Origin of the sequence: Ilyomonas limi, from assembly GCF_005233845.1 — a bacterium.
Classification (GTDB): Bacteria; Bacteroidota; Bacteroidia; order Chitinophagales; family Chitinophagaceae; genus Ilyomonas; species Ilyomonas limi.
This window is the reverse complement of record NZ_SZQL01000010.1, coordinates 81,444-106,620: the sequence shown is the minus strand read 5'-3', so window position 1 is coordinate 106,620 and position 25,177 is coordinate 81,444. Positions and strand designations below refer to the sequence as shown.

At 40.5% G+C, this 25,177-nt stretch carries 24 protein-coding genes; 15 read left to right on the top strand and 9 right to left on the bottom strand.

What is annotated here, in order from left to right:
- Nucleotide 1 precedes the first annotated feature (1 nt).
- The 4 genes from FC093_RS13310 to FC093_RS13295 all read right to left on the bottom strand — a co-directional run bounded on the left by FC093_RS13310 (nucleotide 2) and on the right by FC093_RS13295 (nucleotide 5,407).
- Nucleotides 2–760 carry a LexA family transcriptional regulator gene (locus FC093_RS13310; RefSeq protein WP_137262285.1) on the bottom strand — a complete coding sequence of 253 codons (759 nt, stop codon included), beginning with the start codon at nucleotides 758–760 and terminating at the stop codon, nucleotides 2–4.
- Between the two features lie 348 nt (nucleotides 761–1,108).
- Nucleotides 1,109–1,741, bottom strand: a complete 633-nt coding sequence (locus FC093_RS13305; RefSeq protein WP_137262284.1) for a class I SAM-dependent methyltransferase — start codon at nucleotides 1,739–1,741, stop codon at nucleotides 1,109–1,111.
- 90 nt (nucleotides 1,742–1,831) lie between these two features.
- Nucleotides 1,832–2,872 carry a DUF4097 family beta strand repeat-containing protein gene (locus FC093_RS13300; protein WP_137262283.1) on the bottom strand — a complete coding sequence of 347 codons (1,041 nt, stop codon included), beginning with the start codon at nucleotides 2,870–2,872 and terminating at the stop codon, nucleotides 1,832–1,834.
- Between the two features lie 186 nt (nucleotides 2,873–3,058).
- Nucleotides 3,059–5,407 carry an ABC transporter permease gene (locus FC093_RS13295; RefSeq protein WP_137262282.1) on the bottom strand — a complete coding sequence of 783 codons (2,349 nt, stop codon included), beginning with the start codon at nucleotides 5,405–5,407 and terminating at the stop codon, nucleotides 3,059–3,061.
- Nucleotides 5,408–5,660: 253 nt separating this feature from the next.
- Here FC093_RS13295 and FC093_RS13290 point away from each other — a divergent pair, with 253 nt between their 5' ends.
- Both FC093_RS13290 and FC093_RS13285 read left to right on the top strand, forming a co-directional pair.
- Entirely contained in the window at nucleotides 5,661–6,743 is a 1,083-nt protein-coding gene (locus tag FC093_RS13290; protein WP_137262281.1) for an ABC transporter permease, read from the top strand.
- Between the two features lie 354 nt (nucleotides 6,744–7,097).
- Nucleotides 7,098–8,039: an alpha/beta hydrolase gene (locus FC093_RS13285; RefSeq protein ID WP_137262280.1), complete on the top strand. Its 942-nt coding sequence runs from the start codon at nucleotides 7,098–7,100 to the stop codon at nucleotides 8,037–8,039.
- Here the strand turns inward: FC093_RS13285 and FC093_RS13280 are convergent.
- Nucleotides 8,026–8,691, bottom strand: coding sequence for an HAD family hydrolase (locus FC093_RS13280; RefSeq protein ID WP_137262388.1), 666 nt, complete (start codon nucleotides 8,689–8,691; stop codon nucleotides 8,026–8,028). The two genes, FC093_RS13285 and FC093_RS13280, sit on opposite strands and share 14 nt — an antisense overlap.
- 176 nt (nucleotides 8,692–8,867) lie before the next feature.
- Here FC093_RS13280 and FC093_RS13275 point away from each other — a divergent pair, with 176 nt between their 5' ends.
- From FC093_RS13275 to FC093_RS13255, 5 genes are all read left to right on the top strand, one after another.
- Nucleotides 8,868–9,998: an alpha/beta fold hydrolase gene (locus FC093_RS13275; RefSeq protein WP_170971084.1), complete on the top strand. Its 1,131-nt coding sequence runs from the start codon at nucleotides 8,868–8,870 to the stop codon at nucleotides 9,996–9,998.
- Between the two features lie 631 nt (nucleotides 9,999–10,629).
- Nucleotides 10,630–12,003 carry a DNA repair protein RadA gene (gene radA / locus FC093_RS13270; protein WP_137262278.1) on the top strand — a complete coding sequence of 458 codons (1,374 nt, stop codon included), beginning with the start codon at nucleotides 10,630–10,632 and terminating at the stop codon, nucleotides 12,001–12,003.
- 251 nt (nucleotides 12,004–12,254) lie between these two features.
- Complete coding sequence (locus FC093_RS13265; protein ID WP_137262277.1) at nucleotides 12,255–12,920, top strand: ComF family protein; 666 nt, start codon at nucleotides 12,255–12,257, stop codon at nucleotides 12,918–12,920.
- A 37-nt stretch (nucleotides 12,921–12,957) separates the two neighbouring features.
- Nucleotides 12,958–14,340 (top strand): right-handed parallel beta-helix repeat-containing protein, encoded by a 1,383-nt coding sequence (locus tag FC093_RS13260; protein WP_137262276.1) that lies wholly within the window; start codon nucleotides 12,958–12,960, stop codon nucleotides 14,338–14,340.
- 14 nt (nucleotides 14,341–14,354) lie between these two features.
- A complete protein-coding gene (locus tag FC093_RS13255) occupies nucleotides 14,355–14,909 on the top strand; it encodes a glutathione peroxidase (RefSeq protein ID WP_137262275.1) in 555 nt (184 codons plus the stop codon).
- A gap of 141 nt (nucleotides 14,910–15,050) precedes the next feature.
- Here FC093_RS13255 and FC093_RS13250 read toward each other — a convergent pair whose 3' ends face one another.
- Together FC093_RS13250 and FC093_RS13245 are read right to left on the bottom strand one after the other, a co-directional pair.
- Nucleotides 15,051–15,548 (bottom strand): DinB family protein, encoded by a 498-nt coding sequence (locus tag FC093_RS13250; RefSeq protein ID WP_137262274.1) that lies wholly within the window; start codon nucleotides 15,546–15,548, stop codon nucleotides 15,051–15,053.
- A 90-nt stretch (nucleotides 15,549–15,638) separates the two neighbouring features.
- Complete coding sequence (locus tag FC093_RS13245; protein ID WP_137262273.1) at nucleotides 15,639–16,328, bottom strand: helix-turn-helix transcriptional regulator; 690 nt, start codon at nucleotides 16,326–16,328, stop codon at nucleotides 15,639–15,641.
- A 438-nt stretch (nucleotides 16,329–16,766) separates the two neighbouring features.
- Here FC093_RS13245 and FC093_RS23775 point away from each other — a divergent pair, with 438 nt between their 5' ends.
- The 7 genes from FC093_RS23775 to FC093_RS13215 all read left to right on the top strand — a co-directional run bounded on the left by FC093_RS23775 (nucleotide 16,767) and on the right by FC093_RS13215 (nucleotide 21,731).
- Nucleotides 16,767–16,925 (top strand): hypothetical protein, encoded by a 159-nt coding sequence (locus tag FC093_RS23775; RefSeq protein ID WP_170971083.1) that lies wholly within the window; start codon nucleotides 16,767–16,769, stop codon nucleotides 16,923–16,925.
- A gap of 306 nt (nucleotides 16,926–17,231) precedes the next feature.
- Nucleotides 17,232–18,047 carry a 3-methyl-2-oxobutanoate hydroxymethyltransferase gene (gene panB, locus FC093_RS13240; protein ID WP_137262272.1) on the top strand — a complete coding sequence of 272 codons (816 nt, stop codon included), beginning with the start codon at nucleotides 17,232–17,234 and terminating at the stop codon, nucleotides 18,045–18,047.
- 80 nt (nucleotides 18,048–18,127) lie between these two features.
- Nucleotides 18,128–19,189, top strand: a complete 1,062-nt coding sequence (locus tag FC093_RS13235) for a sensor histidine kinase (protein ID WP_137262271.1) — start codon at nucleotides 18,128–18,130, stop codon at nucleotides 19,187–19,189.
- Nucleotides 19,190–19,191: 2 nt separating this feature from the next.
- Complete coding sequence (locus FC093_RS13230; protein ID WP_137262270.1) at nucleotides 19,192–19,899, top strand: LytR/AlgR family response regulator transcription factor; 708 nt, start codon at nucleotides 19,192–19,194, stop codon at nucleotides 19,897–19,899.
- Between the two features lie 66 nt (nucleotides 19,900–19,965).
- Nucleotides 19,966–20,187: a hypothetical protein gene (locus FC093_RS13225; RefSeq protein ID WP_137262269.1), complete on the top strand. Its 222-nt coding sequence runs from the start codon at nucleotides 19,966–19,968 to the stop codon at nucleotides 20,185–20,187.
- A gap of 201 nt (nucleotides 20,188–20,388) precedes the next feature.
- A complete protein-coding gene (locus tag FC093_RS13220) occupies nucleotides 20,389–21,168 on the top strand; it encodes a CPBP family intramembrane glutamic endopeptidase (RefSeq protein ID WP_137262268.1) in 780 nt (259 codons plus the stop codon).
- A 164-nt stretch (nucleotides 21,169–21,332) separates the two neighbouring features.
- On the top strand, nucleotides 21,333–21,731 hold the full coding sequence (locus tag FC093_RS13215; protein ID WP_240743293.1) for a putative quinol monooxygenase: 399 nt from the start codon (nucleotides 21,333–21,335) through the stop codon (nucleotides 21,729–21,731).
- A gap of 196 nt (nucleotides 21,732–21,927) precedes the next feature.
- Here the strand turns inward: FC093_RS13215 and dusB are convergent, their stop codons facing one another.
- A complete protein-coding gene (dusB, locus tag FC093_RS13210; protein WP_137262267.1) occupies nucleotides 21,928–22,968 on the bottom strand; it encodes a tRNA dihydrouridine synthase DusB in 1,041 nt (346 codons plus the stop codon).
- A 202-nt stretch (nucleotides 22,969–23,170) separates the two neighbouring features.
- Between dusB and FC093_RS13205 the strand changes: the two genes are divergently transcribed.
- Nucleotides 23,171–24,130 (top strand): CPBP family intramembrane glutamic endopeptidase, encoded by a 960-nt coding sequence (locus FC093_RS13205; RefSeq protein WP_137262266.1) that lies wholly within the window; start codon nucleotides 23,171–23,173, stop codon nucleotides 24,128–24,130.
- Nucleotides 24,131–24,302: 172 nt separating this feature from the next.
- Here FC093_RS13205 and FC093_RS13200 read toward each other — a convergent pair whose 3' ends face one another.
- Nucleotides 24,303–25,049 (bottom strand): carboxypeptidase-like regulatory domain-containing protein, encoded by a 747-nt coding sequence (locus FC093_RS13200; protein WP_137262265.1) that lies wholly within the window; start codon nucleotides 25,047–25,049, stop codon nucleotides 24,303–24,305.
- Nucleotides 25,050–25,177: the final 128 nt, after the last annotated feature.

The window sequence follows — 25,177 nt, the reverse complement described above, 5'->3', positions numbered from 1 at the left end:
GCTAATTCATTTTTTTCTTCAAACTGGAGACCTGCTCCTGCAAGGTATTGACCATACCGGCAATCTGCCCTACATCCCACCGCTGCTGCGTAGTGGCTTTGGTGATGATCATCTGCGCTTTCCACAGTTCAATAATTTCTTCGGTATTAATGGGGTAAGGCTCGTATTGCGGATTATCACTCACCAGCATTACTTTATTTCTTACACGGTTGCTCCGGTTGATTCTTTTATATACAATGCCATTGTTTTTTGATACTACAATGTAGGCATTGCTGCTTTTTACATCTTCCAGGTTCTCTACTTTTTCACCTACAATCACACTGCCGCTGGGTGTAGGCAACATACTGTCTCCTATTATCTCAAAAGCACGGTACTGACCGGGTGCCAGCATGGGCAATGTAAAAGTATTCAGTTCATCCAGAAACTCGGGGTCGGCATAACCGGCTAAATAACCGGCGGCCGCTTTTACCGGCACAAACTGTATCTGCCGTTGTTCTGCATCGGTACTCATTTTCATCAGGCGACGTTTATCCAAATAAGTACCTGCTTTTTCATCTGTCAGGTCTTTTAAGAAAAGGTCGTCGAGGCTCAGCTTGAAAATGCTGCAAATGTTTTGCAATACTTCGAGACGAGGCTCGGCCCTTTCTTCTTCATAGGCGCCTACCAGCGAACGCTTAATTTTGAGTTTATTAGCAAATTCTTCCTGTGTCCAGCCGCGCAGCCTGCGCAGGTAACGAAGATTTTTTCCGGCAAATGACATAACCAACTTATTTAGTACGCAAGCTACTAAAAATTTTAGTTGTACAAAATATTTTTTGGTATTTTAGGAGAATATTTTTATGAGGTGTTTTAAGCCCGCCATTGCATCAAAACGGGACCACAATTACTAACAACTTATAGGCGCTTTGTACAAAATCTGTGAATGAAAGTTAATCAAACATAATTGTGATAATGTACTTGTTAGCATTTATTTTGATTTTATTACAACTCACAGATTCCGTACAAAGCCGCCGCCAATTGTTGGTATTAATTAGTCCCGGTTGGCGGCATGACGCTAAAGACGCCACAGGCTTGTGCAAAGACGGCTTCGAGTATCATCATTTAAATCTTAATTATGCCTTTTCCTGTAAACAGCACTCCTAATAAACTCTTGTTTAAAAGTTTTGCTACTGATTAATTGGTAACTATTTTTTGCAAACTGACCCGTAACATCCGGTAAATGGTTCGCTTCTATATTGCAGGCGGCACGAAAAAAAATGTACATAATAAACAGCATTGCTTCTTTAAAAAAACGGTGTTTTCCCGCCACCTGAAAATCGGCATACAGCCAAAGTCCGTTCTGATTAAGTTTTTGATGCAGTTTTTCAAAAACAGCTTGCATGGTAGCCTCACTAAAATTATCGAAGAAAAAAGGTGTTAGTATTACATCATAATCTTTTCCTTCAAAATTTTCTCCTGCAGATTGGTGTAAAAAACGAATATCATTTTGTTTTGTATCCCTGCGTTTTGCTTTAGCAATCATGCCTGCCGAAATATCCACATAATCTATTTGCAAGCCGGTGTTGTGCAGTTTGGTTATTTCTTCCAATATCCAACCTGTGCCACCACCAGCAATCAATACCTTTGCTCGTGCCGGAATATATTGCACCAGATAAATTTGTGCATTGCGCAATGCCTTGCCAATAAAAATGTTAGCTAAGCGGTCATATACACCCGCAATGGCATCGTAGCTGCGTTTCATATTGTTTTACCGTGCAAGAATAGGACTAAAACTACAAGCCTGTATGACTATTTAATCATACAGGCTTGTAGTATGTGTTGGAGTAAGGATTTATTGTAAAGAAAGATTGATTTTGCCGCTGCCTGCTCTTACTACTACTTCTGTACCACCACCGTTCATGGTGCCGTTTACATTATCATCTTCAACACTGCCGTTGAAGTTGGATAAGGCAACTGTATTTACTTTATTACCGCTGAGGCGAAGATTAAGGCCAGAACCTTTGGGTAAGGTCAAATCTATATTACCACCCGAATTACCTAGGCGCACATATTCACCCAGTTTTGTTACTTCCACACTCATGCTACCGCCGCTGGTAGAAGCATCTATGCTGCACGCCAAATTTTCCAGCCGTACGCTGCCGCCGCTGGTATGCGTAGAAAGTGCGCCTTGTATATTATTTGCCCTGATGCTGCCACCACTTGTATTGGCTTCTATGTTTCCGTTTAATTCTTCGAGCCGCAGTGAGCCGCCGGAAGTAGCCAGTTTAATTTTGCCATCGCAGTTAGTAGCTTCAATGCTGCCGCCGCTGGTGGTTAGGTTAATATCGCTCTTAGAGTTGGATACATTAATACTACCGCCACTGGTAGCGCCGTCTATTTTACCACTTATATTATCTACTTTCAGGCTGCCGCCACTAGTAGTAAATCTTTGATTGCCGGTAAGATTGGTCAATTTTATACTGCCGCCGCTGGTAGCCAGATCGGTTGATACTGCCTGCGGTACATATACACGAAAAGAAATGCTGATACTTTTTTTCCAGTTCATATTGCGTTCTTTCTGCTTTGCTTTTGCAACTATTTTATCGCCGTCCAGCGCTACCGTTAGCTCATAGCTTTCATTCAAGAGTTGCTGAATTTCATCTTTGGTAAGCTGGCGGTTATTATTGCCATTAATATATACTTCCACGCGTGTTTCGGCTGGACTACCACCTGCCACCGATATACTGCCGCCCGAAGTGCTTACTTCCACATTTTTAACAGCAGCATTGGCAAATGATTTTGTGAGATAAGGTTCTTGCGAATTATAGGTTTGTGCTTTTATAGTAAAATAGGATGCTGAAGCAGCTAACAGCAAAAACAAGTACTTTTTCATGTTGGTTTATTTTTATGATGGAATGTAATTAAACGTAGATGATGGAATAATGTTACAACCCCGCTCCTGCATCCTCTCTACAGTTTGTGAAGGGACGAAGAAAAATAAGTGGAGAGTTTTGTGAGTTTGTGAATGATTGAATAGGAGCATATAAAATTGTATCTTAACACTCCTTTTTACATCGTACTATTCTGTTCTCAAACTCTTCACCGGATTGGCAACTGCCGCTTTGATGGTATTTAAGCTAACGATGATGAGTGTAAGCAACAACACCAACACACCAACAATTGCAAACAACCATAAGCTAAGAGTAATGCGATATTCGTAATGCTGCAACCAGTTGGTCATTGCCCACCAGGTAATAGGAACGGCGATAAGAAATGCAATACCCACCAGCTTCAAAAATTCTTTGGAAATAAGTAGTAATAATTGCTGCACCGAAGCACCCAATACCTTGCGCACACCAATTTCGCGAAAACGTTTTTCAATGGTGAAAGATGCCAGACCTGCCAGTCCTAAGCAACAGATAAAAATGGCTAAAGCAGCAAAGACAAAACTGATTTTACCAATTAAATCTTCGGTCAAAAACTTTTTACCAAACTCCTGGTCGGCAAACTGGTATTCAAATGGAAATGCAGGATTGTACGTTTTGAAAACATTTTCAATGGCTTTTAAAGCTTGTTGCGGTTGCACGCCATCGTTAAGGCGAATGTTTACAAAGTTGTTACCAAAAGGGCGGTACAATATCATTAATGGTTCTACAGGTTTGAATGGATTTGCCATTACTACGTTAGCCGCAACGCCACTCAATGTATAATCTTTACCAAAGAAATTCATCTTCATACCAATCGGATCTTTTAATCCCATTGTTTGCACCGCCGCTTCATTCAAAATCATGTAAGCAGAATCGGCAGGCAAACCTTTGAAATCGCTGCCCTGCACCATTTTCATACCTATAGTATTTGCAAAATCTTCAGTAACGCCTAACGCAGCTACAATCAGGTTGCTGTTAGTGGGTTTACCGGCATAGTCGGGTGCGGGTGAATAATTATAAATAGCCGTAACCGGAGCTGTGCTGGCGGTAACGCCTTTTATCAAACCCGTTTTCAACAGTTCCTGTTTAATCACGTTATAGTTTTTATCTACATCGGGCGATGATGCAGGAATCATAAGTAAGTTGTCCGGATGGTAACCAATATTCCTGCTCTTTACGTGTTGTATTTGCTGGTAAATAACAATGGTAGCTGATATAAGCAGGATAGATGTAATGAACTGCAATACCACCAACACTCTTCGTGGCATCGCAGCTTTTTTGCCCGGTAAAAAAGTACCTTTTAATACCTTTACGGGATTGAAAGAAGATAAATAAAAAGCGGGATAGCTGCCAGCCAGAATACCTGTAAAAAGTAAAATACCAACTGCCGTAATCCAGAACGAAGCTTCATTTAAGTGCAACGCCAAATGCTTATCTACCATGCTATTAAAGGCAGGTAATAGTACATACACTAACCCGATAGATATAACGAATGCCGCAAAAGTGAGTATCATGGATTCGGTAAAAAACTGCAGCATCAACTGTGTTTTTGCAGAGCCTAATGTTTTGCGGATACCTACTTCTTTTGCACGTTTTTCGCTGCGCGCCGTGCTTAAATTCATAAAGTTTACACAGGCAATGAGCAGGATAATAACAGCAATAATGGTAAACAATTTTACATACTCAATCAAACCACCTATATTTCTGCCATCCTTAAAGTTGCTGTACAGGCGCCACTTGCTCATCGGGTGCAAAAAGAATTGACCATTTGCATTTGGATCATGTTCTTTTACAAGATTTGTAAAACCTTTACCTAAAGCGGCTTCGTTGATGTTGCCCTGTGTTTGTATAAACAATTGCGTATAGCAATTTACCCAGTCTTCCGCAGCTTTCGGATCGTAGTTGAAAGGGGTGATAAAATCAAATTGCATAGAAGATGCTTCAGGCACATCTTCTATCACGCCGGTTACTTTTACATCAAAATTATTATCCAGCTTTACCATCTTACCCATCGCTTCTTCATTGCCAAACAATGCTTTGGCTGCCGATTGCGTCAATACCAGCGCATCGGGCGTACTCATTGCATTGGCAGCATTGCCCTTTACAAAATGCCATGGGAAAATGTTGAAATAATGCTCGCTCACGCGCAAAGCATTTTGCTTTAGTTTTTTATCACCATACATGAGCACATGGCCTTCGCTGCCATAAGAAGTAAAAACAGCATTCTTTACTTGCGGAAACCGGGTTTCAATGTTTTTTGCCAATGGCAACATCAGCGCACCATCGGTATTGATTTGCCCGTTGAAATTGCGGTTTGCCAAAACCTGATATGTAGTGTTGTAATTGGGTTGGAAGGTATTCCACGACAATTCGTTTTGCACCCATAACAAGATGAGTATGGTACACGTAATGCCAATGGTAAGTCCAAGCAGGTTGGTAATCGAAAATGCCTTGTTACGCGTCAAATTTCTCCAGGCTATTTTCAAATGGTTTTTAAACATGGTTGTTACAGGTTGATTGATGAATGATAATGTTAAATAACCGGTTTAAATGTTTAATGTGCTTTGTGTTTTATTGAGTAATAAGCTTTTTTCAACGGTTGTGCCAATGCTTGAAAGCCTTATGCAGCAAGGATTTCAAGCAAATACTTTAAAAAAGGTGTACGAAAGCGTACACTAACAGTACGGTAATGAAGCCCGCAACAATGGATTTTATAAGATAGTTTTGCCGCCAATTATTTCCTTATTGGTTGATATGAAAAAACAATATAGCCAGCTAAAAGCTATGTTAGCTATTACAATAGCCAGCCTGCGGGCTATTCTTCGCAGCCCGTCCACGGTTGTTTTCAGCCTTGGCTTCCCTATCATTTTTATCCTGGTATTTGGCTCTATTGGCGAGAATGGTTTTTCGATGAATGTAGGCGTAAGCCCGGCAAGCGATACGCTGAACCCGGTGTATAATGGTTTGAAAAGCATGAAAGGAATTACTATTTATCACCTTAGCGATAGTGCTTTAAATGCCGATCTTAAAAGTGCGGCTATCACTGCCATTATAGATATACATAAAAGCGATAATGCGCCTTACGACATCAAACTAAAAAGTTCCGATGTGGTACGTCCGCAGGATTTACAGGTGCTGAAATCTATTCTTAATGCTATTATTATTCAAAGTGATACCAGCTATCACATTGCCAAACTCAACCCGGATGTAGCTATTGTACAGGCGCGCGAGTTTAGAGAAATTGATCGCATATTGCCCGGCATGCTTGGCTTTTCGCTGCTGGGAACCGGCGTTTTTAGTGTAGCTTTTCTGTTTTTTAATCTTCGTAATCAGCTTGTATTAAAGCGCTTTTTTGCAACGCCGGTTTCCAGGAGCGCTATTATTTTGGGGGAAGGTTTAAGCCGTATTTTGTTTCAGTTGCTTTCGGTTATTATTATTATTGTATTTGGTTACCTTTTTTTCCAGTTCAGTTTTGTAAATGGGGTAGTTACGTTTATAGATATGATGTTAATTTGTTTTTTAGCCTGCATCGTATTTATGGGCGCCGGATTTATTGTTAGCAGCATTGCCCGTACCGATAATGTTATTCCGGTGTATTCCAACATTTTTGTTTTTCCACAGTTTTTGTTATCGGGCACCTTCTTTTCCATTTCTGTTTTTCCGGTTTGGTTGCAGCAAATTTGCAAATACCTGCCGCTTACCTGTTTCAACAATGCCATGCGTGTCGTTTCTTACGAAGGTGCCAGTATATGGAGTACGTGGAAAGATGTAAGCATATTGCTGCTATGGGGCGTGCTGATTTATGTGGTGGCGGTAAAGGTATTTAGGTGGGAATGATGGATGTGATTTTGTGGGTAGTCATTGGTGAATGAATGGGAGATGTAAAACAATCTCCAGGATTTCACTCTCAACTCATTTAGGTAATGATTTCGCCCATTTGGGGTTAAGGTTTACTCATTTATTGCAATTCTATAATGTTCATTCCTTCGGGATTCAGAAGCTGGAAAGGCTGACAAGATTATAGAAAAAATAATAAATAGTCAATTAAATAGTTCAGCCCCGAAGGAGTGACGTTATAATGTTTGAATAATTACGTTTTTAGCTAAATAATGTTGAACTCCAACGTTTAATTAAACAACACATTTATTCATTTAATACTTATTTTGCCATTATATTTACCAAGCTTCCATTATGAAAAATCTCCTCATCGCTACTATTTTTTTACTCGTGAATACTATTGCTTTTGGTCAACAGGTAATGCCTTTGTATAAAGACAGCATACCTAATTTTATTTTTACCCAGGATGAAGAAACTACCACCAATAATGGCGTGCTGATTATTAGTAAAATAACGCGCCCAATGCTTACTGCCTATTTGCCGCCCAAAGAAAAAGCAACCGGCGCGGCTGTAGTTATTTGTCCGGGCGGTGGCTATGCCGTAGAGGCAGCCGGGCATGAAGGCGCCGATGTGGCAAAAGAATTAACTAAAGCAGGGATTGCCGCTTTTGTATTAAAATATCGCCTGCCCAATGATGCCGCGATGAAGAATAAAGAAATTGGTCCCTTGCAGGATGCGCAACAGGCCATTAAAATGGTACGTGACGGCGCAGCCAAATGGAACATCAACCCCAACCGCATTGGCATTATGGGCTTTTCGGCAGGCGGGCATTTAGCCTCTACCGAAGGCACACATTACGCCAAATCATTGATAGAAAATGGGAGCAATACCAGCCTCCGTCCCGACTTTATGATACTCGTTTACCCGGTTATCTCCTTTCAGGATAGTTTGGGACATATTGGCTCGCGCGATAACCTGCTGGGCAAAAATCCGGCACAGGAAAAGAAGGATTACTATTCCAACGAAATGCAGGTAACTGATAGCACACCGCCTGCTTTTCTGGTACACGCCAGTGATGACGATGTGGTAAAAGTAGAAAACAGCATTGCTTTTTACTTAGCGCTTATCCATCATCATGTACCGGCAGAAATGCACATTTATCAAAATGGCGGACATGGCTTTGGCATGCACCTGCCCAAAAACAAAGACCTGTGGCTCGACCGTTGCAAAAACTGGATGGCTGCCAATGGCTGGCTCAAATCATCCGGCGTGATGAAATCTATTACTGGTATGTAAAGAAGAATTTTTCTAAACGCTCATCGGTATAATCTTTTATAAACAACAAAATATTCTGGTACTGTTTAAATTCTTCTGGCTCGTGCATGGTAGTGATAACAACCGTTTGCATACCGGCATTTTGTGCGGTCTCCACCCCTTTTGGCGCGTCTTCAAACACAATACAATCAGCAGGATTAACGCCTAACTTTCCGGCAGCGTCTAAAAAGGTTTGGGGGTGCGGCTTGCTTTTTACTACATCATCGGCACTTACAATAGCAGAAAAATAACGGCGTATATTCAAATTATCCAGCACAAAATTGATGTTGAATGTAATGGCAGCAGAGCCAATTGCCATAGGAATTCGATAGTCATAAGCTTTTTGCAAAAACTGGTGCAAACCATCTATTAATTGCAGATGAGGACGAAATGCTTCCTGGTACATTTCTTCTTTTCTTATAGACAATTTCCCCATCTCTTCCGGCGTAAATTTTCCCTTTCCAAATACGCGCTCCAGCACTTCTTCATTTTTGCCATACATCTCGCGCTTTACTTGTTCGGGAGTAAGATTGCCGTTCAGTTCACCGTTGATAATGGTGCCCCATGCTTCGGCATGAAAGCCCATATCGTTCACCATAGTTCCGTTAAGGTCAAAAATAAATGCATTTTTCATAGTGCCGGCGAAGGTACGCATAACGGAGATTTGTATAGGGACTTGGGGAGATGGAGAAGTTTAGCTGTTCAACGATAGCTAAACCGGTAGTAATAATAAATTGCCTCATTGGCTCAACTTCTGTGTTTTTTCATGGCATAGTTTTTCGCATCCATTTATCATTTAAATTAATCAGAATGCCTTTACTTTTCCTCGCCTTTTTTATTGCCGACCTGTTATCGTTGGCTTACCCGTTCATTGCATACTATTTGTACCGGGAGTGGGATAAATACCAGGATACCGTAAATGATGACTATGCACAGCGATGTCTCTACGGAGCAATCGTGTTGCTGCTGTTTATTGTGCTGGGCAAGTTTCTGATCAAAGTCCTGCTTAGTAAAAACAGAAAAGGAGAAGACGAGCCTCATATGTTTGATACTAATAAGCAGGAAACTGTCAGACGTCCCGATGGCAGTACCATTAATGTTGAATATTATGGACGGGAAGATGGGCAGTCCATCATCTTTGTGCATGGCTTGAACGCGAATATTAAGAACTGGTATTACCAACGAAAGTATTTTGAAAAGGATTATCGGCTTATCATGATGGACCTGCCGGGAATGGGTAAGTCCACACGTCCGGCAAATAAAGACTTATCCCTTACCAAATTGGCCGCTGACCTCCAGGCAGTCATTGAACATACAGGTGCAAAGAACCCTATTCTTTGGGGTCACAGCATGGGCGGCATGACTGTCCTTACTTTACTGGCAAAAAATAGAGATGTCGGCTTTCCTGCTATCAAAGGAGTGATTCTGGAGCATACGACTTATACCAACCCTGTTCGCACCATTCTTTTTAGAGGACTAATGACTGCTATTCAGAAACCTGTTCTTACACCACTTTGCTACCTGATTATATTCCTCTCACCAGTAATTTGGATCTGTCGCTGGATGAGTTATCTTAACGGTAATGCACACATTATGACTCGCTGGCTCACCTTTGCCGGAACACAAACCGCCAAACAATTAGACTTTAGCACCCTTCTTTCCACGCTTACTCCTCCTGCGGTAATGGCAAGGGGATGTTTGGGCATGTTTCGCTATGATGTAACAGATAAGTTATCGGATATCAGAGTGCCTACCCTTATTATTGGCGCCAATAAAGACCGGCTTACAAGGCCGGATGCGAGCACGTATATGCAAGAGCACATTCCGAATGCCGAACTGGTAATGCTGTCACCGGGTAATCACCAGGCTTTGCTGGAAAGACATAAAGAAGTAAATGAGGCAGCCACGCGTTTTATTCAGAAACTTAGTAAAGGGGAGTAATTAACATCACTTTCCTTATTCATGTACTGTCGCTTTTAAAACAATACAGGAAACAGTAAAGATGTCCGGTTAAGCTGTTTTTATCTGAATTTTTGACTTTTCAATTTAAATTTCAAACAGAGATATTACCATAGATACAGGTAGATTAGCAGAACGGAAGCAAATGAATAGATTATTTGTAATAGTCTTTATTCCCCGGCAGACAGGTTTTAAGTTTTATTGCTGCTATCAGGCATAAAAAATTATACTGCCACCATGTCTTTATCTTTTTTATCTCTTTCGCCTCTGTAAGCAGCTTTATTTTAAAATATTACCAAAATCAGATATATTAAAATTTTAATCTATGTCACAAAAAGAATCATTGATAATGAATAAACTACGAAAAAACAGGAAAAAATAATTTTGCGGTGTGGGCTGTTTTTGTAATTTAGTGGCAGAATTTAATGGGTTAGTAAGTAAATGGCCGGCTTTCATAGCCGGCTTTTTATTTGGGTGCCTTTTAGCCGTTTTATAAAGATGGTAACTGCTCATATTACAACCTTTATAAAAGCAAATAACTAAATAAAGGCAGGTAGTTCATCTTAACTATTATTAAAATAAAGGTGTTATTTGCACTTCTTATCTTTATACGATGAGTAAAGTAAAGACTGCATTTTTTTGCAGCAATTGTGGCTACGAAAGTGCCAAATGGCTTGGCAAATGCCCTGCCTGTAACGAGTGGAATACTTTTGTAGAGGAAATAATCGCCAAGCAAGACAAAAAAGATACCATAGGCTGGAAATCTTACAACAGCGAGCCCCTGTTTAGCAAAGCTGTTTCCCTGTCGGAAGTAAGTGCTACGGAGCAAAAGCGGCTGCTGAGCAACGATACCGAACTCAACCGCGTGCTGGGCGGTGGCATTGTAAAAGGCAGCATTGTGCTGGTTGCCGGCGAGCCGGGCATTGGCAAAAGCACCTTGTTTTTGCAGAATGCCTTGCAGATGAAAGATATAATCATACTATATGTAAGCGGCGAAGAAAGCGAGCAGCAGATAAAAATGCGCGCTGACCGGCTAAAGATCAATAACGAGCAGTTTTATTTGCTTACAGAAAGTTCAACACAAACCATCTTTCAGGAGATAAAAAAATTAAAACCGCAGTTGGTAATTGTGGATTCGGTACAAACGCTGCAAACCAATCTAATCGAGTCTTCACCCGGCAGCATCTCGCAGATACGTGAGTGTGCCGCCGAATTTCAGCGCTTTGCCAAAGAAACCAACACGCCTGTTTTTTTGATTGGTCACATAACCAAAGAAGGCAGTATTGCCGGCCCAAAAATTTTGGAACACATGGTGGATACCGTGCTGCAGTTTGAAGGCGATCGGCATTATACTTATCGCATTTTACGCACGCTTAAAAACCGCTTTGGCAGCACTGCTGAACTCGGTATTTACGAAATGACCGGCGAAGGCATGCGCGGCGTTACCAATCCATCCGAAATTCTCATTACCCAAAAAGAAGAACAATTAAGCGGCAGCGCTATTGCCGCCAGCATGGAAGGTTTGCGCCCGCTCCTGATAGAAGTACAGGCGCTGGTAACGCAAAGTGTTTATGGCACGCCACAACGCACGGTAAGTGGTTTTGATTTGCGCCGTTTGCAGTTGTTATTGGCTGTGCTGGAAAAGCGTGGCGGCCTTCATTTTGGAGTAAAAGATGTATTTATAAATATAGCGGGTGGATTGAAAGTAGAAGATCCTTCGATTGACCTGGCAGTGATTTGTGCGTTGCTTTCTTCGTATGAAGATGTGCCGCTGAGCCAGCAAATATGTTTTGCAGGTGAAGTGGGCTTGAACGGAGAAATTCGCGCTGTGAACCGCATTGAGCAACGCATTGCCGAGGCAGAAAAGTTGGGCTTTGAGAAAATTATCGTTTCCAGATACAACAAGAAAGGCTTTGATAATAAGAAATTTGATATTGAAGTAGTATCGCTGAGCCGCGTGGATGAGGTGTATCAATATTTGTTTTAGTTTTGAAATTGCAGGAAGGCCATTTAGAAACAAAACTATTCTTGCCTGATTAATCTGGCTTGCTGCATTAGGTCTGGTTTTTAATTCTCTTTACTTTCGGTGTTCAGGAAATAAGCGGGCTGCGATAAGATATTAAGAATAATTATTAAATAAAGTTGCATACGTACGAATGTAAAGCCAAAAGCATTACTTTCAGCATCTAAAATATTTGTTTTATCCTACACCTTGTAAAAAATATAACCAACGATTTTTTGCACCTTATTTATCCGCATGTGTGCATCGGCTGTGGCAGTGATGTGCTGGATACAGAGCAATTGATATGCAGCGAATGTTTTGCAAACTTACCCGTTACAGGCTATTTTGGATACGAAGACAATCCGGTGCAGCAGCGCTTTGCCGGCAGACTGGCTGTACAACATGCAGGCAGCACTTTTCATTTTACTACCAAATCTATCCTGCAAAATATAGTGTTTGCCATGAAGTACCGTGGCAATAAAGAAGCGGGTATTTTTTTGGGTAAGCAAACCGGCAAAGCATTATTACAAACCGAATGGCATAAAGAAATTGATGTGATTGTTCCGCTACCGCTAAATAAGCGCAGGTTGCAGCAGCGTGGCTACAACCAGGCCTCGCTGGTTGCCAATGGAATAAGCGATGTAATACACAAACCGGTAATGGATAATGTAGCCATGCGAAAAATATATACCGAAACGCAAACGCATAAAGACCGCATCAGCCGCTGGCAGAGTATGCAGTATGTTTTTATGGTGAATAATGCCGAAGCCTTGCACAACAAGCACGTGCTGCTGGTAGACGATATTATTACTACCGGCGCCACGCTGGAAGCCTGCGGTCAGCATATTGCGGCTTTGCCCGGTACAAGGTTGAGTATCGCAACGGCTGCCTGCACAATTTAAAAACCACTTTGCAATTGAATACCTGTATTTTTATTGTATGAACCGGCTGTTTTTACTTACTATTACTACTCTGCTGTTTTTTATTTCTTCATGCACAAAAGATAAATTTATTACTGATAAGAATGCTTTCATTGTTACCTCAGATACGGCCTTGCATTTCGATACAGTATTTTCGGCTGCTGGCTCCGTTACCAAACAGCTCAAAATTTTCAATATTAATGATCAAAAACTCCGCATCAGTAATCTCGAACTGATGGGTGGTAATAACTCCTTTTTTAAAATAAATGTCAGCGGCTCGGCAGGTACGATGTTTAATGATATTGACCTGGCTGCCGGAGATAGCCTGTATGTGTTTGTGACGGTGAATGCGCCCGCCAACAATCAGCAATTGCCTTTTTTAATACAAGACAGTATCCGAATTGCTTTCAACGGCAACACGCAATATGTACAATTGGACGCGTACGGGCAAAATGCGCATTTTTTACGAAATGTATCCATTACCCACGATACTACCTGGACCAATGATTTGCCTTATGTATTGCTGGATAGTTTTTCGGTAGCGGCAGATGCTACACTTACCATTGAAAAAGGAGTGCGCATATTTTGTCATGCCAACACACCATTTTATGTTGATGGCAGCTTGCGGGTAAATGGTGATAAGGATACGGCAGACCGCGTAGTATTTGCCAGCGACCGGCTGGATGCACCCTACAAAGACCAGCCCGGCACCTGGGAAGGCTTATACTTTGGTGCGGGCAGCAGTGATAATGTGCTCAATTACACCCTCATCAAAAATGCAAAACAAGGTATTGCTGCCGATAACGCCTCACGCGTCTCGCTCAACCAATGTATTATAGATAATTGTCCGGCGGCAGGTATTATTGCATACAACAGCACTTTAAAAGCAGCCAATTGCCTGATAAGCAATTGCAGCAGCAATGTATATATCATTGGCGGTGGCAATTATGCATTTGCTCAATGTACTATTGCTTCGTATAATACGCAATACTTTTATCATCAATATCCGGTGCTTTCGCTAAGCAGCGCGGGCAGCAGTGGGACTGACATCAATCCATTAAGAGCAGTATTCCGTAATTGTATCATTTACGGCGAAAGCAATAATGCAGTTGCCGGGGAAATAGCGGTTGACCGCCAGGGCAACAGCGCTTTCGATGTTGTATTTGAACATACACTGTACAGCAGTCCGGCAGAAAATCCATCGGCAACTTATATCAATTGTTTAACTTTGAATGATCCCTTCTTTAAAACAATTGATACAGAAAAAGATAACTTTGATTTTCATTTACAGCCTTCCTCGCCGTGTGTTAACGCCGGTGCACCGTCAGGCATCAACATTGACCTTGATGGCAACCCACGCGATGCACAGCCGGATATAGGTTGCTATGAAGCAAAACCGTAAAAAATTTATTTACCATGAAACACTTTTTATTGCTGCTCACTACCATTGTTGTATGCAGCATAGCTGTTGCACAAAGCGCTTCCTTACATACTCCACAAAAAAGCATTTACGACTTTAAAGTAAAATCGCTTACCGGCGGCACTATTGATTTTTCGCAGTACAAAGGCAAGAAAATTTTAATTGTGAATACCGCTTCCAAATGCGGCTTTACGCCACAATACAAGGGGTTGGAAAAGCTGTACGAAGATAATAAAGACAAGCTGGTGATTGTAGGTTTCCCATCGGACAACTTTGGCGGACAAGAATTTCAGGATGATACTGCTATCCATAGTTTTTGTGAAAAAAACTACGGTGTTACTTTTCCACTCACTACGCGTGTAGATGTAAAAGGTAATAATATTACACCTGTATATGAATATCTCACCAACAAAAGCAAAAACGGTGTGTTGGATGCCACGATAAGCTGGAATTTCAACAAGTTTTTGATTGATGAAAAAGGCAACCTCTTAGCTCACTTTGATAGTAAGGTGACACCGGAAAGTGAAGAAATTACAAAGTATTTAAGATAGAAAAAAGTATTTATAAATGCAAAAAGCCTGTAGTTGTTGCTACAGGCTTTTTGCTATAATAGAAGCTAACAATTCTGGGTAACTTTTTTAAGTATTACGCTAACAGAGTTTTGAACCTTGTCAGCATTTATTTTTCACTTCTCAAAAGGCCATTTCATCGGCACTTGGCCCGTAAGTGCCGGGTATGGGTACATTCAGCAGGCGCAGGAATACACCCATTTGCGCACGGTGATGAATAAGCTGTGCAAAAGCATGGCGTATTACTTCGTATTTAGAAAGTACCATATACACCTGATCGCCGTTGCGCATAGTCCAATCGGGAAGCAGGTCTTCTTCTTTGGCATTTTCCAATGCGCTTTTGGCACTGGCCACCGATTGATCCAAAACACCCAGCAGTTCCTGTGTGTTGTTAACGTTCGCAGGTTTGTAATCACCTTTGGCAAAGTCCAGTTCGTTAGTGTTTAATGCCAGTGTTATCCATCCCGGTATCTCAGCAATATGTGCTGCTAACTGGCGAATGCTCATACTTTTTTCGTGCGGTTTCCAATCGTATTTGTCATCGGGAATGCGGGAAAGCATTTTGCGGGTAATAGCAGCTTCTGAGTCCAATTCTTTCAAAAGCAAGGGAATAATTTGCATAGTGTTTTCGTTTTTAGAATAGCAAAGAAAATAGCGCATACTGACAACAGTATGGCAGTGTACCTTATCTTATCGAAAATATTTTTGTGCTTAATAATCTACCGGCAACAACTGCATGTATTCATCCAGGGAAATATGTGCAGGCTTCGTAAAAGCAATTTCTAAGCAATGCATTTTTACAATACGCGAGAGTTTAAAATCGCGGTACGCCTCGCGCAAATGACACCAGGCTATCACGTGCCAGCTAAATGCATAAAATATTAAACCTATAGGTTCTATTCGCCGGCTGCTCACCACTTTATTGCTGTTCTCATATTCTATGTGCACTATTTTTTGGAGGGTTATAGCCTGTTGCAGAAGGGAAAGATATTGGTAATTATTATTGATACATGAAGGCAGTTGCATCCTGATGTTGGATTCCAGCCATTCCAGCTTTTCTTTTTGCTGATGGCGTAGTATCGCTTTTATTTTATTCAATGCATTGGAATAATGTGTTTGTATAGACTGGTCGGCAAAGCCTGCTACGAGCCGTTCCATCAGCAATAAAGCATTTGCTTCTTCGGAACTAAAAGAAACAGGTGATAAAAAATACCCCTGCATTATACAATACCCTTTATGCTGCTCAAAATTTACCGGCACCCCCTGCTCGCAAAGCGCTTTAATATCGCGGTACACCGTGCGAATACTGATATTGAATTTATCGGCAATCTTCTCGGCAGAGACGTACTTTTTACTTTGTAAAAAAAGGAGAATACCAAAAAGCCGGTCTATACGATTCATAAAAAGCAGTTTTGTATGCAGAAAAATAGAGGTTAAAAATAAAAACATTTTATTTGCAAAAACAATAAATGAAACAATCGTTAATCTCTTACACTAAAAAGGCAGCTTAAAGAATTAAGCTGCCTGATAGGTTGTTTTGAAACCTACTTTCCCCTTAGCCTGTGTCAGATTTTTACAACCTGACTTTCGAAAATTTTACAAAATTGCATACGCGCTTTGTTTCTCACTCTTCACAAAAACTACCCAATCTTAATTATTAAGGTTATAATTTTTCCCAATATTTAATTTTAAACATTATTAACAGAATATACGTATGAATAAACAATTGGTTGCTTACTCCCAATGAAATTTGCCCTTGTTTATAACAAGCATTAACAATTATCTTTTTACTGCAATGCCGTAAAACACTAACTTCATTTTTCTTAAAACCAACGCATTATGTCTTTACCTACCAACAACAAAAACAGTAACAGCAAAGGTGGCAAAGCGCCTAAAAATGGTGCTGGCGGCAGCTCTAAGTTTATTACCAAACCGGCAAGTAAATCGGCCGGTGCTGCAAAGAAGCCGGTAAAAACCGGCGGCAGCAGAGGCAGTTGATTGCAAGAAAAAAATCCTCTCCATGCTGAGAGGATTTTTTTCTTTTCATTAATTTCTACTTTTCAAAAATGCCTTCTTTTTAAAAACGATACTAACGCAACGTATGCTGCCGAAATATTCTTAAAAAAACAACCGGTGCAATTTTTAAACATCAGTTCACATCAGTTTGCTTTATGAACATGAAAGTTTGTATTTTATCAGTACAATATGCTATTGATAGTTTTCAACCTGATCTGTTATTGAAAGTTTTAAAGCTGTTATTGAAAGATTTCTTATATAGTTTTGTGCTTTTATTTAAACTACACTATGTCTGTATCAAAAGAAATACGCAAGATTACTACGCACACGCTGCAAAAAATGAAGGATAATGGCGAAAAAATTTCGATGCTTACGGCTTACGATTTTTCTTTTGCCCAACTGTTTGATAATGCAGGCATAGATGTGATACTCGTGGGCGACAGCGCCTCAAATGTGATGGCAGGCCATGAAACCACATTGCCTATTACGCTCGACCAAATGATTTACCATGCGTCATCGGTAATACGTGCTGTTAAACGTTCGCTGGTTGTAGTGGATTTGCCGTTTGGATCTTATCAAAGTAACCCGCAGATTGCGCTGGCTTCCTCCATCCGCATTATGAAAGAAACGGGTGCTCATGCAATAAAGCTCGAAGGTGGCGAAGAAGTGCTGGAAAGCATTAAAAACATTGTATCGGCAGGCATACCGGTAATGGCGCACCTGGGACTGACGCCACAAAGTATTTATAAATTTGGCACCTACAATGTGCGTGCAAAGCACGAAGCCGAAGCTAACAAACTAAAGCGGGATGCACTGTTGATACAGGAAGCAGGCTGCTTTGCAGTAGTACTGGAGAAAATTCCGGCTACACTTGCAAAAGAAGTAACTGCAAGCCTGCACATCCCAACCATAGGCATTGGTGCCGGCAAATATTGCGACGGGCAAGTGCTGGTAATGCACGATATGCTGGGCATCAACACCGAATTCAGACCGCGTTTTTTACGGCAATACCTTAACCTGCAGGAACAAATAACCAATGCCGTGCAGCAATATATTATTGATATAAAACACGAAGATTTCCCTAACGAACAGGAATCGTATTAACCGATGAAATAGTACAAATTGTCTAAAAATTGTACCTTCAAAATAAAGTTGTACTATATTTCTTACCTTATTCGTTAGTTGTGCCACCAAAAGAAAAAAATATCGTTTTACAGGTAAGCATTGTAGTTGCCGCATGGCTGTGCTTTTTCATGCTTCCGTTTCAGTTTTTCTATTACGACAAAACAAGGTCGCCATTTGCAAGCCAGCGATTCATAACCATGTTTATCGCTTCTAATCTGCTGCTTGTTTGTTTTTATTATCTCAACAGCAAAGTATTTATACCCAAATTGCTGGCGGTAAAAAAAATAGCGCAATACATTGCAAGTATATTCCTTTGCTTTTTCCTTTACCTCTCGGTAATGTATGCCATCATGGTTACCTCGGAGGAGACAAAGACGTTTGCACAATCTGTTGCAGGCAGAAGTATTAATTATAAAGGACCTTACTTTTTTTCGGGCGGAGCCGTTACCCTATTTTTAATTGCTTTTTTGGTAAGTACCGGCATTAAAGTCATAACACAATGGTTTACCGCCGAGGAAATAAAAGAAGAAATATCGAAGCAGCAGTTGCAAACCGAATTGAGCCTCTTAAAAACGCAGGTGAATCCGCACTTTTTGTTCAATACCCTCAATAGCATTTATTCACTGGCCATTGCCAATAATCAAAAAACAGCGGATGCGGTGATGAAGCTCTCGCGCATTATGCGCTACACGCTTGAAGACTGCCAGGGAAATGATGTAGCCCTGCAACAGGAGATTGATTTTATCAACAGCTACATCGAGCTGCAAAAGTTGCGGATAACCAATAATAATGCGGTTTGTTTTACTATTACGGGCAATATCAGCAGTGCACGCATAGCGCCTTTTGTGTTTATTCCGTTTATTGAAAACGCTTTTAAATACGGCACCAGTACCCACCGCCCTTCTTCCATTAAAGCAATGGTGGATGTGAGCCCACAGGCAATCACCTTTACGTGCGAAAATCATTTGCAGGCAAATGGAAAAAGCAAGGCAGAAGGTACCGGCACCGGTATAAACAATACGAAGCGGCGGCTGGAATTGCTCTATTACAAAAAGCACGAACTAAAGATCACAACCGAAGAACACCTGTACAAAGTATCGCTAACCATCAATCTTAATTAAGTATGAAATGTATTGCCTTAGACGATGAGCCACTTGCCTTGCAGTTGCTTGAAAATTATATACAACAAACCGAAGGAATGGAGCTGGTAAACACTTTTACCGACCCTGTGAGTGCCGAAGAATACATCAACAACAATGGAGTGGATCTGCTGTTTCTCGACATACAAATGCCGGATATAAACGGTATGCAGTTTTATACCAATTTGGCCAATAAACCGCCGGTTGTTTTTACCACGGCTTACAGCAACTACGCTGCCCAGGGTTTTGACCTGGATGCAGTGGATTATTTGGTAAAACCTTATGACTATGAGCGGTTTGCCAGAGCCGTTATGAAGGCAAAAGAACTCATTGAATACCGGCAGAGTAAAGAGGTAAACGACGGGTATTTATTTGTAAAATACAATTATCAGTGGTGCAAGGTTTTCTTTAAAGAAATAGAACTGGTAGAAGCATTGGACGATTATATAAAAATTGTAACACCCGGCAAATCCTATCTCATACACATGAGTATGAAAGTAGTTTCGGAAAAGCTGCCTTCACCTATGTTTATCCGTGTGCACCGCTCGTATATTGTACCACTTGACCGTATTACCAGTTGGAATAAAAACTCCATTACACTCGATGATAAGACCATCCCCGTAAGCTATACTTACCAAAAGCAGGTACAGGATATTTTGCAAAAAAGAACATCTGTGATTAGTGCAGGGTAGATAGAATTAGATGTTTATATAGAAAGCACATCATCAGGCAAGAAGTAAGTAATTAAATAAATAAGAATGAAAATTTTTAAGAGTGGTGAGATCCCGGAGTTTGAGTTTAAGCAAGCTGTTAAGAAACCTATTCCTGTCCGGTGCGTACAAATAAATGAACCTTTTAAAGTAGAAACCCTCGAAGGAACACTGGAAGGTAAAGCCGGCGATTATTTAATGGTTGGGATTAAAGGCGAAATGTATCCATGTGCCAAGGACATATTTGAAGAAACGTATGATATTGTTTGAATGTTTTGTGAAAAATCTTAAAGGAGAAGTTGGATACAGTAACCTTTTTGCAGCTATCTGCTGAATACATTGTTTAATAAATAAGTATAAAGTAAACAACAGATTTTAGACAATGAGGAATTTGCTGGCAGCGGAAAATAATACTATTGTGTGCTATGCTGACAGACTTCGTGAGAACTTTATAAAATTGAAAATCCAATATTGAAAATTATTAAACCTATACTTTTTTGTTTGCTTTGTGCTATAGTCCTTGCTACAGTTTCAGGGTTGATTAAAAATTTTCTTTCGGAGTGGAGTCAGCATTTATTACTTATCATCACAATAGTTATTACGTATGGTTTAACAATATTGTTTGCGAGGTGGGAGAAACTTCCTTTAAAAAAAGTGGGAGTAGTTGCCAATAAAAGAACTCCTAAGAAAGTAGCTGTTGGTTTTGGACTTGGATTATTAATGACATTGCTTCAGCCAGTTATTGTTTTATTATTAGGACATTACAACATGTCCTTCAATCCTGCTATTTCTGCTTATCCAATTTTCTTTTATTTCACGCTTTATTTTTTAGTAGCAATCCGTGAAGAATTAGCATTTCGTGGTTATCCTTTGTTTAGCTTAAATTATTCTTTTGGATTGTGGGCTTCCCAATTTATAATTCTTGTAATATTTTCATTGGAACACATCGTGGGCGGAATGACATGGGTACAAGCATTTTTAGGAGCAGGAACAGGCGCATTATTATTTGGATTTGCGGCGTTAAAAGCGAAAGGAATAGCTTTGCCATTTGGATTACATGCAGCATGGAATTTTGGACAATGGTGTTTTGGTTTTAAAAAAGAGTCAGGCATTTTTCATGGCATTGCTGACAAGGGTTATGAAAACGTTGTAGAAAGAAATTCATGGATTAGTTACTTATTAATCATGGCAATTGCTATAGCTATAATCTATTTTTATAGACCAAAAACTAAAGTAGCAATTCCAGCATAAGGGCAAGCACAAGCACACAACAAAACTATTTGCAATAGCAGGGGCGACGGAACGCAGAACGCCCTGCCATCGCAAATACTCGAACGTAAGCTGCAAAGATTTGTGGATCGTTTTATGGATGAAGCGCAAAAATCTTTAAGGCAATAAAATTACAATCAAATAATATGAAGTATTTTCTGATTGCAGTTCTGATTCTCTTATCATCCGGTAGTGTTCATGCTCAAAAGAATAATATGATGATTCGTATATCAGAAATAGAGATTGATTCAAATTATCTTGAAGAGTACAAAGCAATTCTAAAGGAGGAATCCGGGGCATCTGTGAAATTAGAACCGGGTGTCATTGCCATTTATCCGATGTATCAGAAGGAAAATCCAACGCAGGTAAGAATCCTGGAGATATATGCTAACAGGGAAGCGTATGAATTGCATTTAAAAACACCGCATTTTCAGACATATAAAACCACAACGCTTAAAATGGTCAAATCGTTGAAACTTATAGATATGGAGGCGATAGATGTGGAAACAATGCCTGACATATTCCGTAAGCTAAAGCTTTACTAAAGAGCAGGGAAATTAAATTCAAGAGCGCAAGCACTAAAACCATTAAAAAACCACTAATAAGTGTATGGTCAAAATACTGCTGGAATTCTATTTCCTGCACTCCGGCAATATTTTTCCATAAATCAAATATGGTAATAAAGGATTAAAACAAACGGGCGCCTGCAAGCGCCCATTTAAATTCTTAAAGCCTTTTTGTTTATCCTCCGCAACACTCCGCATATTCATTATTTACCACTGGTTTTGTAGCTAATGCAGGTACATTGGCATACACCCTTTCTATTTCCTGCAATACCTCGTCAATAGCCGGCAGCGATTGCAGTGTTACCAGTTTAGTCCGGTATTCTTTGATGTTAGGATAACCTTTTAAATAATTGGTATAATGCCGGCGCATTTCTAAAATGCCCAACACCTCTCCTTTCCATTCTACTGATTTATGGAGATGCTTGCGTATAACCGCAACCCGCTGCTGTATGGTTGGTAGTGGCAATAATTCGCCGGTTTGCAGGTAGTGTTTTATTTCATTAAAAACCCAGGGATAACCAATAGCTGCACGACCAATCATAATGCCATCTACGCCGTAGCGGTTCTTATATTCCAATGCTTTTTGCGGACTGTCTATATCACCGTTACCAAAAATAGGTATGTGAATGCGGGGATTGTTTTTTATGGCTGCAATCAGGCGCCAGTCGGCAGTACCTTTGTACAACTGCGCCCTTGTGCGCCCATGTATGGAAAGTGCCTGAATACCGCAATCCTGCAACCGGAGGGCAACTTCTTCTATATTAATGCTTTGCTCATCCCAGCCAAGCCGGGTTTTTACCGTTACCGGCTTATTAGTTGAATTTACTACTGCTTTGGTGAGCCGCGTCATTAAATCAATATCTTTCAACACGGCAGCGCCTGCACCTTTACTCACTACTTTTTTTACCGGGCAGCCAAAGTTTATATCTACAAGATCGGGATTTACGGTTTCTACAATGCGGGCACTCATAGCCATGGCTTCTTCATCGCCGCCAAATATTTGAATGCCCACAGGGCGTTCTGCGTCAAAAATGTCCAGCTTTTGCCGGCTTTTTATTGCATCACGTATCAAACCTTCGCTGCTGATAAACTCGGTATAGAGCAAATCGGCACCATTAGCCTTACACACGGCACGAAAAGGCGGATCGCTCACATCTTCCATAGGCGCCAGCAACAGTGGAAAACCGGGCAATTGTATGTTTCCTATTTTAACCATAACATTATAAAGAGACAAGGAACATGAAAGCAAAATTCAAGTTTAAAAGCTTTAAGAGACACGCTTTAGATTCCAAAAATTATCTTTTATAGCTCGTTCCTTACGCTTACTCCTTTCATCTTGTTTTATTGCGCTCTTGTGCCTTGATTCTTGTATCTTGTAATCTTTATACTTTTATTTTCGCAAATGTACAAGCTTATACATGAACAGAGATTATCCTTACACTTCCTTAACTATTAGTCCGCTCTCGCAGTTTGGTATTTTATTGGCACTTTTTGGCGCCGGTTTTTTGCTGGGTGGCATTGCTACATTACTGATTGCACAAGCCGTATTGCACCTGCCGCTGCTGCAACTGGGCGATGCACTCAATAAATCTGATAATCTTGCGCTCTTGCGCTGGCTGCAGTTTGCCGGCACTTTTTGCATGTTTGCCCTGCCGGCATTTGTATTTGCAAGGATAGTCAATCGCCGTCCTTTGCGGTATATTGGGTTCAATAATCATCTCAATTTGAGGCAATTGTTTATCGTATTATTGCTGGTGTTTGCGGCCTTGTATGCGCAAAGCACTTTCTCCGAGCTGAACCAGATGATACCCTTGCCCGATAATTTGCGCAATACTTTTAAGCATTTGGATGAACAATATACGCAACAGGTAATGGCAATGGCGCGGATGAACAATGCAACGGATTATATTTTGTCGCTGCTAATGCTGGCACTGTTGCCCGCTATTTTTGAAGAAATGTTTTTTCGCGGTGCCATGCAGCAAATGTTCGTTAAACTGTTTCGCAATGCGTTTGCCGGCATACTGCTCACGAGCCTTATCTTTAGCATAGCCCACTTTTCATTTGAAGGTTTTCTCACCAGGCTTTTTTTAGGTATGATGCTCGGGTATATTTTTTATTATGGCAAAAATATCTGGTTGAATATACTTGCCCATTTTTTAAACAATGCAGTAGTTGTAACGAGCATTTATATGCTAAGTCGCGAAGGAAAACTGACCGCTGAAAGCATGAGAGATGAAACCTATCCGGTATATGTAGGCATACTCGCTATTATTGCTATCTTCGCGTTGTTTGTTTTTTATAAAAGAGAATGTATGAATGTAGTACCAGCTATAGCTGCGCAGGATTCTGAAAGCGAAAATGCATTCCATATTCATTGATGATTAAACTGCAAGACACGGAATTTCTTAAAGAACAGCATACAACAATTTGAAAAAGACGGTTCTATTAATTGCAAGACTCAAAAGAATTACGGTATGTAATAAATTATAAAGAATAAAAACAGCCTTTGTGTAACTTCTCTTCTTCGTGTCTTTGTGGTTCAATAAACAATTATTGCTTAGGTCTATCAGCAAATACTTTCAGTTTATCATTAATGTAATATACTATATCCTCATCGGTTGGATGGGCACGTAACCAATCGTAGCCTGGTGTGTATTGCCGCATAAAAGTTACCAGCGAATCACCTTTCAAACCAGTGTATTGCGCCACCAACTGCGGCGAAAAACGGTAATCTATATAAGTTTGTTTCTCCAGAAAATCGAAAGTATTATAAGCTTTGGTTCTGTTTTTATCCTTTTTACTGAAAAATTTATCCAAATTAATGGCAAAGCCCGCGGGCATATTGCTGGCTTTGGAAACGGTCTTCATTTTAGGCGCGCCCATTTCCTCTACAAAAGCTTCCCGGCGACGTATGCTATCCAACTGGTACCTCGAATAGCCTTGTGTAGTAGTGGTTACGGTTACGCCCGGCAAATATTCCGGCTCTCTCACCAACGCAACCTGTAGCGTATCCGGCAAATGGCTGGTAGCAATTAAAGTATCGTAGTTGTAGTTAAAAGCATTGATAAAAATCACATCATCAGGCGCCGCAGTAATACTAAAAAAGCCCTTTTGATCTGGCGTAGTTATTTTATGCGTGGTTTCGTTGCTGATAATAGCATTCACTATTGGTGTGCCGGTAATGCTGTCGAGGACATACCCCATAATCTTGCGCCTGATTACCCGTTGCGCCTGTGCCTGCTGTACAAATCCAATGCCTATGAGTATAATAATTAAATAATTGATAGATAGCTTCATACTACTAAAATATCAAGAATAATGCCTTTGAGGTTGTTAATTGTTAATGGGTAATGTTTAATTGATGAATGAAGATGGAAGAGGTAAGAACTTTTATAGAACATACCCTCCAATGTTTAGCAATTCCC

Coding starts and splice junctions, on each gene's coding strand:
- FC093_RS13310 (WP_137262285.1), bottom strand. CDS start 760: ATGTCATTTGCCGGAAAAAATCTTCGTTACCTGCGCAGGCTGCGCGGC.
- FC093_RS13305 (WP_137262284.1), bottom strand. CDS start 1,741: ATGAAACGCAGCTACGATGCCATTGCGGGTGTATATGACCGCTTAGCT.
- FC093_RS13300 (WP_137262283.1), bottom strand. CDS start 2,872: ATGAAAAAGTACTTGTTTTTGCTGTTAGCTGCTTCAGCATCCTATTTT.
- FC093_RS13295 (WP_137262282.1), bottom strand. CDS start 5,407: ATGTTTAAAAACCATTTGAAAATAGCCTGGAGAAATTTGACGCGTAAC.
- FC093_RS13290 (WP_137262281.1), top strand. CDS start 5,661: ATGAAAAAACAATATAGCCAGCTAAAAGCTATGTTAGCTATTACAATA.
- FC093_RS13285 (WP_137262280.1), top strand. CDS start 7,098: ATGAAAAATCTCCTCATCGCTACTATTTTTTTACTCGTGAATACTATT.
- FC093_RS13280 (WP_137262388.1), bottom strand. CDS start 8,691: ATGAAAAATGCATTTATTTTTGACCTTAACGGAACTATGGTGAACGAT.
- FC093_RS13275 (WP_170971084.1), top strand. CDS start 8,868: ATGCCTTTACTTTTCCTCGCCTTTTTTATTGCCGACCTGTTATCGTTG.
- radA (WP_137262278.1), top strand. CDS start 10,630: ATGAGTAAAGTAAAGACTGCATTTTTTTGCAGCAATTGTGGCTACGAA.
- FC093_RS13260 (WP_137262276.1), top strand. CDS start 12,958: ATGAACCGGCTGTTTTTACTTACTATTACTACTCTGCTGTTTTTTATT.
- FC093_RS13255 (WP_137262275.1), top strand. CDS start 14,355: ATGAAACACTTTTTATTGCTGCTCACTACCATTGTTGTATGCAGCATA.
- FC093_RS13250 (WP_137262274.1), bottom strand. CDS start 15,548: ATGCAAATTATTCCCTTGCTTTTGAAAGAATTGGACTCAGAAGCTGCT.
- FC093_RS13245 (WP_137262273.1), bottom strand. CDS start 16,328: ATGAATCGTATAGACCGGCTTTTTGGTATTCTCCTTTTTTTACAAAGT.
- FC093_RS23775 (WP_170971083.1), top strand. CDS start 16,767: ATGTCTTTACCTACCAACAACAAAAACAGTAACAGCAAAGGTGGCAAA.
- panB (WP_137262272.1), top strand. CDS start 17,232: ATGTCTGTATCAAAAGAAATACGCAAGATTACTACGCACACGCTGCAA.
- FC093_RS13230 (WP_137262270.1), top strand. CDS start 19,192: ATGAAATGTATTGCCTTAGACGATGAGCCACTTGCCTTGCAGTTGCTT.
- FC093_RS13225 (WP_137262269.1), top strand. CDS start 19,966: ATGAAAATTTTTAAGAGTGGTGAGATCCCGGAGTTTGAGTTTAAGCAA.
- FC093_RS13215 (WP_240743293.1), top strand. CDS start 21,333: ATGAAGTATTTTCTGATTGCAGTTCTGATTCTCTTATCATCCGGTAGT.
- dusB (WP_137262267.1), bottom strand. CDS start 22,968: ATGGTTAAAATAGGAAACATACAATTGCCCGGTTTTCCACTGTTGCTG.
- FC093_RS13205 (WP_137262266.1), top strand. CDS start 23,171: ATGAACAGAGATTATCCTTACACTTCCTTAACTATTAGTCCGCTCTCG.
- FC093_RS13200 (WP_137262265.1), bottom strand. CDS start 25,049: ATGAAGCTATCTATCAATTATTTAATTATTATACTCATAGGCATTGGA.